General features: G+C 68.8%; 8 protein-coding genes and 1 pseudogene. 6 read left to right on the top strand and 3 right to left on the bottom strand.

What is annotated here, in order from left to right:
- Both ON37_RS13660 and metH read right to left on the bottom strand, forming a co-directional pair.
- The coding region (locus ON37_RS13660) for a serine/threonine-protein kinase (protein ID WP_157171453.1) at positions 1-873 on the bottom strand (873 nt) is incomplete at its 3' end.
- 73 nt (positions 874-946) lie between these two features.
- Positions 947-4525: a methionine synthase gene (metH, locus tag ON37_RS13665; RefSeq protein WP_040719637.1), complete on the bottom strand. Its 3579-nt coding sequence runs from the start codon at positions 4523-4525 to the stop codon at positions 947-949.
- Between the two features lie 161 nt (positions 4526-4686).
- Between metH and ON37_RS13670 the strand changes: the two genes are divergently transcribed.
- A complete protein-coding gene (locus ON37_RS13670; protein ID WP_210741674.1) occupies positions 4687-5547 on the top strand; it encodes a PAC2 family protein in 861 nt (286 codons plus the stop codon).
- A 74-nt stretch (positions 5548-5621) separates the two neighbouring features.
- Here ON37_RS13670 and ON37_RS13675 read toward each other — a convergent pair whose 3' ends face one another.
- On the bottom strand, positions 5622-5927 hold the full coding sequence (locus ON37_RS13675) for a hypothetical protein (protein ID WP_040719640.1): 306 nt from the start codon (positions 5925-5927) through the stop codon (positions 5622-5624).
- 350 nt (positions 5928-6277) lie between these two features.
- Here ON37_RS13675 and ON37_RS13680 point away from each other — a divergent pair, with 350 nt between their 5' ends.
- The 5 genes and pseudogenes from ON37_RS13680 to ON37_RS13700 all read left to right on the top strand — a co-directional run.
- Positions 6278-7417: an NsdA family TPR-like regulatory protein gene (locus ON37_RS13680; RefSeq protein ID WP_040719642.1), complete on the top strand. Its 1140-nt coding sequence runs from the start codon at positions 6278-6280 to the stop codon at positions 7415-7417.
- Positions 7418-7497: 80 nt separating this feature from the next.
- Positions 7498-8262: a DUF2127 domain-containing protein gene (locus ON37_RS13685; RefSeq protein ID WP_040719643.1), complete on the top strand. Its 765-nt coding sequence runs from the start codon at positions 7498-7500 to the stop codon at positions 8260-8262.
- A gap of 159 nt (positions 8263-8421) precedes the next feature.
- A complete protein-coding gene (locus tag ON37_RS13690) occupies positions 8422-9930 on the top strand; it encodes a TIGR02677 family protein (protein ID WP_085997292.1) in 1509 nt (502 codons plus the stop codon).
- Positions 9930-11345: a DUF2398 family protein gene (locus ON37_RS13695; protein WP_051031563.1), complete on the top strand. Its 1416-nt coding sequence runs from the start codon at positions 9930-9932 to the stop codon at positions 11343-11345. The genes ON37_RS13690 and ON37_RS13695 overlap by 1 nt, the downstream gene beginning before the upstream one ends.
- Positions 11346-11348: 3 nt before the next feature.
- Positions 11349-12470: pseudogene (locus ON37_RS13700) on the top strand (endonuclease); the annotation flags it as partial.

A 12470-nucleotide genomic window follows, 5' to 3' on the forward strand; every position in this document is an offset into this window, starting at 1 on the left:
GGCGTCGGCGGTCGGCTGCGCCAGGACTTTGGTCGCCGCGGGGCCGGGCACCGACCGGCCCTCGGCGACAGCCTCCAGCGCGCGCTGGGCCTCCCGCATCCCGGGCCGATCGGCTCCGTCGGCGGCCAGCAGACTCATCAGCACCGGGCCCAGCGGCCCCGCCCGGGTCGGTTCGGGCACCTTGGCGCTCACCACCGAATGCAACACGGCCAGCGGGTTGTCGCCCTCACCGAAGGGTGGCGCCCCCTCCACGGCCGCGTACAGCGTCGATCCGAGCGCGAAGACGTCGGAGGCGGGTTCGGGATCCTCCCCGCGCGCGATCTCGGGAGACAGATACGCCGGGGTGCCGGCCAGAAATCCGGTGGACGTGACGGTGACGTCCCCGACCGCGCGCGAGATGCCGAAATCGGTGATCTTCACGGTTCCGTTGTCGGCGACCAGAATATTGGCCGGCTTGACGTCGCGGTGCACGATGCCCGCCTCGTGGGCCGCGGCCAGCGCCGCGGCCACCTTCGCCCCGATCCGGGCCACCTCGCGGGGTTCGAGTGGGCCCTTGTCGCGCATCAGCGCCGCCAGACTCGGGGCGTCGACGTATTCCATCACCAGCCAGGGCTGGCCGTCCTCCTCCGCCACATCGAAGACCGTGACCGCGTTCTGATGATGCAGCCGCGCGGCGATGCGCCCCTCGCGCATCGCCCGCATCTTCGCCTCGAGCGCCTGCGCCTTGGTCAGTCCGGGTGCCAGAACCAGCTGCTTGACCGCGACGGTGCGCCGCAGACGCACATCGCTGGCCCGCCAGACCACGCCCATCGCCCCGCTGCCGATCGGATCGGCGAGTCGATACCGTCCGGCGATCAGCCGATCTGAACTCATGGTGTCGAACCCCTCCTGCGCTCACACACCGAGCACCCCACCACTATGTGTGACGCACGGAAACACTAAGAGCCTACGCGTTGAAGTACTTGGCTTCCGGGTGCAGCAGGACGAAGGCGTCGGTGGACTGTTCCGGATGCAGCTGCAGTTCCTCCGACAGCGACACCCCGATCCGGTCCGCCTCGAGCAGCGACACCAGCTTGGCGCGATCCTCGAGTTCCGGGCAGGCACCGTAGCCGAAGGAGTACCGTGCACCACGGTAGCCGAGTTTGAAGTAGTCGGTCACCTCGGCCGGATCTTCATCGGCGATCGAATGACCTTCCAGCACAAGCTCTTCGCGAATCCGGCGGTGCCAGTACTCGGCCAGCGCCTCGGTGAGCTGAACACCGATACCGTGCACTTCCAGGTAGTCGCGGTAGTTGTTCGCCGCGAACAGCTCGTTGGCGAAGTCGGCGATCGGTTGCCCCATCGTCACCAGCTGGAACGGCAGCACATCCACCTGCCCCCGCTGCTGCGCCAGCTCACGCGAGCGCACGAAATCGGCGATGCACAGGAACCGGTCGCGCTGCTGACGCGGGAAGGTGAACCGATACCGTTGCGGCGCAGCGGGATCCGGTTCGGTCAGCACGACCACGTCGTCGCCCTCGGAGACCGCGGGGAAATAGCCGTAGACCACCGCGGCATGTTGCAGCACGCCCTCGGTGGACAACCGGTCCAGCCAGTACCGCAGCCGCGGCCGGCCGTCGGATTCGACCAGTTCCTCGTAGCTGGGCCCCTCGCCACCGCGCTGCCCGCGCAGGCCCCACTGCCCCAGGAACAGCGCCCGCTCGTCCAGCAGACCCGAATACTCGCCGACGGCAAGGCCTTTGACCACACGTGTGCCCCAGAACGGCGGCACGGCGACCGGCAGATCGGCGGCCACGTCCGAACGCTCGGGCACCTCGACGGGCACCTCCTTGGCGCGGCGTTCGGCGGCGATCCGCTTGGACCGTTCGTGCCGCGCCTTGCGTTCGGCGGCCTTGGCGCGTTCGGCGACGGCCTCCGGGCTGTCCGGGTCGAGCGCGCCGCCGCGCTTGCGGGTCATGATGTCGTCCATCAGGCGCAGGCCCTCGAAAGCGTCGCGCGCGTAGTGCACGTCGCCGGCGTAGACCTCGGTGAGATCGTTCTCCACGTACGCGCGGGTCAGTGCGGCGCCGCCGAGCAGCACCGGGAACTGATCGGCGACCCCGCGGGAGTTCATCTCCTCGAGGTTCTCCTTCATCACCACCGTCGACTTGACCAGCAGCCCCGACATGCCGATCACGTCGGCTTTCTTGTCCGTCGCGGCGTCCAGGATCGCCGAAATCGGTTGTTTGATACCGAGGTTGACGACCTCGTAGCCGTTGTTGGACAGAATGATGTCGACCAGGTTCTTCCCGATGTCGTGTACGTCGCCCTTCACCGTGGCGAGCACGATGCGGCCCTTGCCCGAGTCGTCGGTGGCTTCCATGTGCGGTTCCAGATGGGCCACCGCGGCCTTCATCACCTCGGCGGACTGCAGCACGAACGGCAACTGCATCTGTCCGGAGCCGAACAGCTCACCGACGGTCTTCATCCCGGCCAGCAGTGTTTCGTTGATGATCTGCAGCGGCGGCACCTCCTGCATTGCCGCGTCCAGATCGGCTTCCAAGCCGTTGCGGTCGCCGTCGACGATGCGCCGTTCCAGCCGCTCGAACAGCGGCAGCGCGGCCAGTTCGTCGGCACGCGAGGCCTTCGCCGAGGCAGCCGACACCCCCTCGAACATGGCCATCAGCGCCTGCAGCGGGTCGTACCCCTCGCGGCGGCGATCGTAGATGAGGTCCAGGGCGGCGGTGCGCTGCTCCTCGGGGATCCGGCTCATTGGCAGGATCTTCGAGGCGTGCACGATCGCCGAGTCGAGACCGGCCTCCACGCATTCGTGCATGAACACCGAATTCAGCACCTGCCGGGCGGCCGGGTTCAGGCCGAAGGAGATATTCGACAGGCCCAGAGTGGTCTGGACCTGCGGATGACGGCGTTTGAGTTCACGGATGCCCTCGATGGTCTCCACGCCGTCGCGCCGGGACTCCTCCTGCCCGGTACCGAGGGTGAAGGTGAGGCAGTCGACGATGATGTCGCTCTCGGCCAGCCCCCAGTTGCCCGTGATGTCGGCGATCAGCCGCTCGGCGATCTCGACCTTCTTCTCGGCCGTGCGGGCCTGACCGTCCTCGTCGATGGTCAGCGCCACCACCGCCGCGCCGTGTTCGGCGACGAGCCGCATGATCTGCTGGAACCGCGAATCCGGTCCCGCGCCGTCCTCGTAGTTGACCGAGTTGACCGCGCAGCGGCCGCCGAGGTGCTCCAGCCCGGCCCGCAGCACCGGCGGCTCGGTGGAGTCCAGCATGATCGGCAGGGTCGAGGCGGTCGCCAGCCGGCTCGCCAGCTCGGCCATATCGACGGTGCCGTCCCGGCCGACGTAGTCGACGCACAGATCGAGCATGTGCGCGCCGTCGCGGGTCTGATCCTTGGCGATGTCGAGGCACTTCTGCCAGTCACCGGCCAGCATCGCCTCCCGAAACGCCTTGGAGCCGTTGGCGTTGGTCCGCTCGCCGATCATCAGGATCGACGCGTCCTGTTCGAACGGCACCGCGGTGTACATCGAGGACACACTCGGCTCGTGGCGCGGATCCCGGACCGCCGGAGCGACATTCGCCACCGCGTCGGCCACCTCGCGAATGTGTTGCGGGGTGGTGCCACAGCAACCACCGACCAGCGCGAGCCCGTATTCGGTGACGAATCCGTGCAGCGCGGTCGCCAATTCGCCCGGGGTGAGCGGATATTCGGCGCCGTTGGCGCCCAGCACCGGCAGTCCGGCATTGGGCATCACCGACACCGGTAGCCGGGCATGCTTGGACAGATGACGCAGATGTTCGCTCATCTCGTCCGGGCCGGTGGCGCAGTTGAGACCGATCATGTCGACCCCGAGCGGTTCGATCGCGGTCAGCGCCGCGCCGATCTCACTGCCGACCAGCATGGTCCCGGTGGTTTCGACGGTGACGTGCGTGATGATCGGGATCCGGCGGCCCGCCCGCTCCATCGCCCGGCGGCTACCCGTCACCGCGGCCTTCACCTGCAGCAGGTCCTGGCAGGTCTCGATGAGGATGGCGTCGGCGCCGCCGTCGAGCATGCCGAGGGCGGCCTCGGTGTAGGCGTCGCGCAGCGCCACGTAGGGCGCGTGGCCGAGCGTCGGAAGCTTGGTGCCCGGACCCATCGATCCCAGGACGTAACGGGGTGACCCGTCGGCGGCCGGACCCATCTCGTCGGCGACCTCACGGGCCAGCCGGGTGCCGCGCTCGGATAGGTCGCGGATGCGATCGGCGATGCCGTAGTCCGCCAGGTTGGGCAGATTGCAGCCGAAGGTGTTGGTCTCGACCGCGTCGGCGCCGGCCTCGTAATAGGCGCGATGGATGCCGCGCAGCACGTCGGGCCGGGTCTCGTTCAGGATCTCGTTGCAGCCCTCGAGGCCGCGGAAGTCGTCGAGAGTGAGGTCGGCGGCCTGCAACATGGTGCCCATCGCACCGTCGCCGATCACGACACGCCGGGCAAGCGTGTCGAGAAACGTGGTATCGAACTCGGCGCGGGAGGACACAGACATGTACTCCAGAGTAGTGGGAGCCCCCGACAATCCCGACCACCGGACCGGGAGCCCGCACCACAGCGCACCCGACACGCGGTATCCCCGGATATCCGGTGAACGACACCGCCACCACGCCGTAGGCTGACCGGGTGAACCCCAGTGCCTCATCCGATCCGGCAATGCCGACGTTGCGTGATCCGGTTCTCGTCGCCGCCTTCGAAGGCTGGAACGACGCGGCCGACGCCGCCAGCGGCGCCGTCGAACATCTGGAACTCATCTGGGACGCCGAACCGCTGGCCGAACTGGATTCCGAGGATTACTACGACTACCAGGTCAATCGGCCGACCGTCCGGCAGGTCGACGGCGTGACCCGCGAGATCCAGTGGCCCTCGACCACACTGTCGGTGTGCTCACCGCCCGGAAGTGAACGCGATGTCGTCCTGCTGCACGGTATCGAGCCGAATATGCGCTGGCGAGCGTTCTGCTCGGACATCATCGAGCTGATCGAGCAGTTGCAGGTGACAACCGTGGTGATTCTGGGCGCCCTGCTGGCCGACACCCCGCACACCCGGCCGGTACCGGTCACCGGCACCGCCTACAGCAAGGAAGCGGCCGAACAGTTCAATCTGGAACAGACTCGCTACGAGGGCCCCACCGGCATCACCGGCGTCCTGCAGGACGCGTGCGTGCGGGCCGGGGTGCCGGCGATCTCGTTCTGGGCGGCGGTCCCGCACTACGTCTCACAGCCGCCCAATCCGAAGGCGACCATCGCGCTGCTGCGCCGGGTCGAGGACGTGCTCGATCTCGAGGTGCCACTCGGTGAGCTGCCCGCCCAGGCCGAGGACTGGGAGTCCGCGGTCGACGAGATGACCGAGGGCGACGAAGAGGTCACCGAATACGTGCGGTCGCTGGAGGAGCGCGGGGACGCCGCGGTCGATCTCGACGATGCGATGGCCAAGATCGACGGCGATGCGATCGCCGCGGAGTTCGAGAAGTACCTGCGCCGCCGCGGCGGCGGCAAGGGGGGATTCGGTTTGTAGCCGGCGGCGGTGCCGGACACGGTTTTCCGCGCCGGTCGCGCGGACCGTGTCCGGCCCACCGGGTTCCTCGGGAGTCAGCTGTCGATGGTCAACACCTGGGCTTCCGCGTCGTGAGCCAGTTTCGCGATCAGTACGTCGCGCGGAATGGTCTGGCCCGCAAGATGATCGAGCGACGGAACCACGACATGGTGTGCTTCGGCCCGCTTGAGTTCGGCCGTCAGCTCCGCGAATGCGGTGCCGTCACCCTGGGTCGATTCATGGAACGTTGCGGCGAAACAGAGGCCGACCTCGTTGGCGAGGGTGCACATCGCATCCTCGAGCTCGGCGGCACGACCGTCGGCCAAATCGTCACGCACGTATCCATAGATCAACGCTTCCACCCGAACCTCCGTTTGGATGTGTAAGGGACTCGCTGTTCTGTTGTGGATCACCCCGCGAGGCGAGGTACTGCTGTAACGAGTTACTGCACTTCGAATCTCGTCTTGCGTCGAATCTCGTACTACGTCGGTACCGCAGTGAGCGGAGAACCGCCCGAATCGAGCATCCGTCATCTGCAAATGCAATTGCAGATGTCAATGACGGACATCTGCGTGCCCTATCGGGTCCATCTCGCGTTAACTGGTGGGATACTACAGCCGTGGCCGTGAGTGATGATCGACCCGTATGGGCTGTCAGGATGCGCTCCGAACGCGATGCCAGGGGGTGGTCTCAAGCCGATGCCGTTCGTGCCATGCGCGCGAAGTCATCCCACAACCTGCCGACCGACAGTACCCTCCTACGCAATTGGCGCCGTTGGGAATCCGGCGAGTCGCGCCCCGACGATTTCTACGCACCGATCATCGCCGCGGCGTTCGACACCGTCACCGCGGCGTTCTTTCCCAAGGCGCGACCGAATCGCGACGACGAATTGTTGTCGTCAACCGGGATGGACACGCTGGAGTTCATCGGCCGGCTCCGGATGTCCGACATCTCCACGGCCACACTGGATGCCATTCGCATCACCGCCGAGCGCCTGTGCTGCGAATATCCCTTCGCCGACCCGCACGAACTGCATACCGAGGGCACGGCCTGGCTGCGCCGGATCACCTCGCTGCTGGACGGAAGGCTGACGTTGGCACAGCATCGCGAGGTTCTGGTCCTCGCCGGCTGGGTGGCCCTGCTGGTCGGCTGCGTCGATTACGACCTGGGCCGCCGCACCGCCGCCGAGGCGACCCGGCGCGCCGCATTGTCGCTGGGACAGGAGGCCGAACACCCCGAAATCGTCGGCTGGGGTGCGGAAATGGCGGCCTGGTTCGCGATCACCCAGGGCAACTACCGTGGCGCGATCGACGTGGCCGAGGCGGCTCTCGACAACTGCCGCAATCTGGGCGTCGGGGTGCAGCTGGCCGCACAGCAGGCCAAGGCGTGGGCCCGCATCGGGGACCGCGAGGCGATGGAACGAGCCCTCGAGCGCGGCCGGAACATCCTGCAGCGGTTGGACAATCCGGCCAATCTGGACAACCACTTCGTGGTCGATGCGCAGAAGTTCGACTTCTACGCGATGGATTGCTGCCGAGTCGCCGGCGACGACCGCCCGGCCGAAACCTATGCCCGTCAAGTGATCCGCAGCTCCACCGGCCTGGACGGCAGCGTGCGCAAACCGATGCGGGTTTCCGAGGCGCAGCTGACGTTGGCCGTGGTGGCGGTGCGCGATCGCGATCTGGAACTCGCGGTGGACGAGGGCATGCGAGCGCTGGCGGGCAAGCGCCGGTCCCTGCCGTCGCTGCTGTGGATCGCCGGCGAGGCCGCGCGCGAGATGATCGAGCGCTACCCCTCGGACCCGCGCACCCGAACCTATCTGGAACAGATGCGGGTGTTGTCGCTCAGCTGACCGACGGCCGCTGCCCCGCCGTCGAGGGCTCCCGGCCGCATCGGATCCGACTGCGCCGGTGAGGTTGTACGCTGCGACGAATGGACTTCAGTCTGCGCAGCTGCTCCTGGCACGGTCATGCCACCTACGCTCCCGACGAGCCGGAACTGGCTGCGCGCCTGCATGTTTCGACGGCGGCCGGGGAGGCGTGGCGCTGCCTGCGCTGCGGGACGTTCGTGATCGGTGAAGCACGCGGGCACGGACCCGCCGATGCGGCGCCCGAGGTACCCCGCGGTCGGCTGCTGCGCGACCGGCTGATCATGCGGCTCCTGGCCGCCGAACGAGTGGTCCGGGGTCTGGTCTTCGTCGTCCTGGCCGCCGGCGTGTTCAAGGTGCGCAATTCCCAGCAGCAGTTGCACGCGGCCTTCGACCGGGAACTGCCGCTGATTCGCCCGCTCGCCGACCAGATCGGCTGGAACCCGGACGATTCCCGGATCGTGGCGTTCATCGAGAAGGGATGGACTCTGTCGCCGACCGCGCTGATCTGGATCGCGGTGGGTTTGCTGGCCTATGCCCTGATCGAATTCGTCGAGGCCGTCGGCCTGTGGTACGTCCAACGCTGGGGCGAATATTTCGCCGTCATCGCGACCTCGCTGTTCCTGCCGCTCGAGATCTACGAGCTCACCGAGCGCATCACCGTGGTGCGGGCCGGGGCGCTGCTGATCAACATCGCGGCGGTGATCTGGTTGCTGTGGTCGAAGCGGTTGTTCGGGCTCAACGGCGGCGGCGCGGCCTATCACGCCGAGCACAGCGAGGAGAGCCTGCTGACCGTGGAACGCGCGGCCGCGGCCGAGGCCGCGAACTGACGGCACGCCGATGCCCGGGTGCGCCGCCACCGCCCGCGGGCAGGTATTACGCTCGTGCCGGTGACCGAGTCCGCTGACCGATTGCTGCCCGCCGAACCCGCACTGTTCGACGGCGTCTCCCACGACCGTGGCGGGGCCGATCTCGACGGCGCGGACCGGCTGCGGCTGTTCTCCTTCGCGACCGCCGACAAACGCGCCGACTATCTGTGGGTGCTGCGCGCCTTCGATCAGGCCCGCGCCGCCTATGTCGTGCTGCTGCACGCCGGCGAGGTCGCCGACACCCTGGCCCGGATGCCCGGTGCACCGCAGCCGACCACGACCGAGATCGGCGCGCTGCTCGAACAGTTACACGCCTGGGGCGTCCTGGAACGCAGCTACGACGGCACCCGTGCGGCGACTCTCGCCGAATACCGCAACCGCCACTACGTCTACCAGTTCTCACAGGCCGGATATCAGGCCTATCGCGCGGTGAACGAGGTGCTGGGCGCCCGGCTGGACGAGGCGTCGCTGTCGCGTCTGGTGCTGCCGGAACTGCTCGCCGATCTCCAGGCGCTGGCCCAGGCCAACCGCGACGGCGACGCGGAACGGGTGTACCGCATCCTGAAGCGGCTCGACGCCGCGCTGTCCGAACTCGCCGATCGCGCCGCGCATTTCTACCTGACCCTCGGCGATCTGGTCCGCACCACCGAGGCGACGCCGGAGGCCTTCCTCGCGCACAAGGATGCGCTGCTGGCCCACATGCGCGAATTCAGTATGGATCTGGCCCGGTACGCACCGCGGCTGGCCGCCGCGATCGCCGAGGTCGACGATACCGGCGCCGACCGGCTGATCGCGCGGGCGGCGTCCTGTGACGAGCGGGTCCTGCTCGATCTCGCCGACCGCGAAGCCGATTGGCGGGCCCGCTGGCAGGGTTTGCGTGGTTGGTTCGTCGCCGTTCGCGACCGCACCGCCGAACCGGGCGCCGAGGGTGCGCCGGCCACCGAGGCCGAGCGGCTGCGGGAGGCGACCATGAGCGCCATCGCGGCCGTGCTGTCGCTGCTGCGCCGAGTGACCGAAACCCGCAAGGGCGGGGTGAGCCGGGAGTCGGCGCTGCGGCATCTGGCCGGCTGGTTCGCCGCGGCGCCCACCACCGACAGCGCGCACGCGCTGTTCGATGTCGTCTTCGGCCTGGGCCGGCCGCGCCATCTGTCGATGGAGCATCCCGATGCCGATGTCATCCCCGCCTACCGATCCTGGTGGGAGGCACCGCCGTTGGAGATCGCGCGCACGCTCGCCGAGACCGGGCGCCAACCCAGTCCCGGTGCGCCGGCGCGGCTGGTGCGCAACGACGCCGGGGTGCGCCGGCTGCGGCAGGCACAGCTGGAGACCCAGCGCGCCCGGGCGGCGGCGGCGATGTCGCTGGCCGCCGCCGATGTGCACGAGCGGGTTCTCGACGATCGGGAAACCGAGGTGCTGCTGCGCCTGCTCGACGCCGCGTCTACGGCGTGGGTACCAGTGAGCGGCCGGGTCGGCGGTACCAGCGGCTCCGACAGCGGCGTCACCCTCACCGTCTCCGAACATCCCGGCTCCACGACGGTGCGCACCGTGCACGGCGTGCTCCATCTCGACCATCGGCGCCTGGAGGTCCGCGAAAACTCGCGTGCCCGAAGCACTTCCGGGCGGTCGTGATGCACGCCCGACAGATCGACCCGCTGGCGTTGGACAGTTATCAGCGGGCCGCACGAGTCCTGCTGGCCAACCATCTGGTCACCCGCACATTCCCCGACCGCATCGCCCTGCCGTTGATCCGCCGGTGGGCCACCGAACTCCGGGAGGACCTGGCCGAGCTGCTGGGGTACCGGCTCGAGGTCACCGAAACCACCGCCCGCCTCTTCCCGCTGCCCGATCGGCTCGATCCCGGCCGGCCCGCGCGTACCCCCGGTGACCGGATCTTCGATCGGCGTCGCTACGCATATCTGGCGCTGGCCCTGGCCGCGCTCGGACGAGCCGGCGATCAGATCACGCTGTCCGAACTCGCCGACCAGGTGGCCGCGTACGCGGGCCGGGTGCCGGGTCTGGAGCTGTCCACGGAACGGGCCGCCGACCGTGACGCCTTCGTCGATGCCGTGGCCTGGCTCGCGGCCCGGGGCGCACTCGCGCTCGCCGACGGTGACGCCGGTGGCTGGGCCGCGGACCCGGAGGCCGGTGAGGCGCTCTACGACATCGACCGCTCGGTCGTGTTCGCGATCTTCCGGCCGCCGCGCGCGCTTCAACATCTGGACAGCGTGCGCACGTTGCTCGCCGACGACGCCGACACCGCCGGCCCGGCACGCGGCGCCGCCGCCCGGCGCGTGCGCCGGGCGCTGATCGAACTTCCGGTCGTCTACACCGAAACCCTCACCCCCGCAGAACAAGTCGTCCTCGGCTCCGACAAGGTGGTCGCCGAGGTCGAACTGCTGACCGGATTGCGCGCCGAGCGCCGCGGCGAGGGGGTGGCCTTGATCGACACCTCCGGCCGATTCTCGGACGTGCGTTTCCCGAGTACCGGAACGCTCGCCCAGGTGGCACTGCTGCTGATCGGTGAGATCGCCGATCTGGTCCTCGATCTCGACCACCCGTTGCCGCGCCGCCCCCGGCCGCCGGCCTCGACCGAACTCGCGGACGGCCTGGACGCGGCGATCCCGGCGGCCACGGTCTTCGCACCGCTGGTGGCCTCGCCGCCGGATGAGGCGAACGAACCGGATGTCGACACCGGCGACGAGGCCGCGGAGCCGGTCACCCACCCGTTCGTCGAGGACGGCTGGATCCGCGCCACCGTGCAGGCGCTGACCGAGCGCTACGGGTCGACCTTCGCCGCCCAATGGCAGGCCGACGTCGCCGGTCTCACCGCCGAGGTGATCGCGCTGCTGGCTCGGCTGGCGCTGGTCGAGATCGTCGACGGCGGGCTGCTCGCGCTGCCGGCGCTGGCCCGCTACCGCGGCGCCGTGGTCACCGTGCGCACGCGGGCGGAAAGCGAACTGTTCGCCTCGGCCCGGTCGCTGGGCGCGCACGCCCGGCAACCGGAGCCCGCGGCCTCGAGCATCTCAGGAAAGGGGACGGAGTAACCCATGGACCTCATACACGGTGGCGTCCGCTTCATTCCCACCCGCGCCGGCATCGTCAATCTGTGGGACTACCGCGACCAGGAATTCTGTTTCGCCGACGGGCGGTTGGTCCTGCGGGGGCCGAACGGTTCGGGAAAGACCAAGGCGCTCGAAGTCCTGTTCCCGTTCGTCTTCGACGGGCGCATCGAACCGCGCCGGCTGAACCCGTTCGCCGGCGAGGAACGCACAATGAAGTCGAATCTGCTGTACCGCAAACAGGATTCGGCCTACTCCTACGTGTGGATGGAGTTCGCGCGCGGGCGCTGGTCGGATCCCGAGGTGGTCACCGTGGGCATCGGCATGCGCGCCACCCGCTCCTCGGACAAGGTCACCCGCTGGTACTTCGTCGCCGACGGCCGGGTCGGAGTGGACTTCTCGCTGATCGGCCCGGACGACCGCCCCTTCACCCGCAAACAGCTGGCCGAGCAGATCGGCACCGACGCGATCGTGGACCGGCCGGTGGACTATCGCGCCGCCATCGACGCGCGCATGTTCGGGCTCGGCCTGCAGCGCTACGACCAGCTCATCAACTTGATTCTGACGCTGCGGCGGCCGCAGCTGGCCAAGAACCTCGACCCGCGCGGCCTGTCCCAGGCGCTCACCGACGGATTGCGCCCGCTCGACGATCAGCTGATCCTCGACGCGGCCCGCTCGTTCAGCGATATGGAGGAGGTGGGGCGCACGCTCGAGGGGCTGGTCGCCGCCGACTCCGCCACCCGCGCGTTCGTCGGCGTCTACCGCAAATACCTTGCCGTGCAGGCGAAATCGGATGTCGAACAGGTCCGGTCCCGGCTGGACGCGGTCACTCACGGCAGTACCGCGCTGTTCGCCGCCACCGCGCTGCGCCGGCGTCGCGAAGCCGAACGCACGGCCGCCGAACAACGCGCCGAGGACGCCGACCGCGCCTACGAGCAGGCCCTGACGGATCGGGAGACGCTGCAGCGCTCCAGCGCCTACGAGGGCAAACAGCAACTCGACGACCTGGCCGACGCGGTGCGCCGGCTGGAGGCCTCCGCGGCGGTGCACCGCGACAAGGCCACCAAGGCACAGCAGGCCGCCGACCAGCGGGCCGAGGAGTCCGAGCGG

Source organism: Nocardia veterana NBRC 100344, assembly GCF_000308855.1.
GTDB classification, from domain to species: domain Bacteria; phylum Actinomycetota; class Actinomycetes; order Mycobacteriales; family Mycobacteriaceae; genus Nocardia; species Nocardia veterana.

Excerpts from the sequence above, each read along its gene's own strand:
- ON37_RS13695 (WP_051031563.1), top strand. The coding sequence starts at position 9,930 with ATGCACGCCCGACAGATCGACCCGCTGGCGTTGGACAGTTATCAGCGG.
- ON37_RS13670 (WP_210741674.1), top strand. The coding sequence starts at position 4,687 with ATGCCGACGTTGCGTGATCCGGTTCTCGTCGCCGCCTTCGAAGGCTGG.
- ON37_RS13685 (WP_040719643.1), top strand. The coding sequence starts at position 7,498 with ATGGACTTCAGTCTGCGCAGCTGCTCCTGGCACGGTCATGCCACCTAC.
- ON37_RS13680 (WP_040719642.1), top strand. The coding sequence starts at position 6,278 with ATGCGCGCGAAGTCATCCCACAACCTGCCGACCGACAGTACCCTCCTA.
- metH (WP_040719637.1), bottom strand. The coding sequence starts at position 4,525 with ATGTCTGTGTCCTCCCGCGCCGAGTTCGATACCACGTTTCTCGACACG.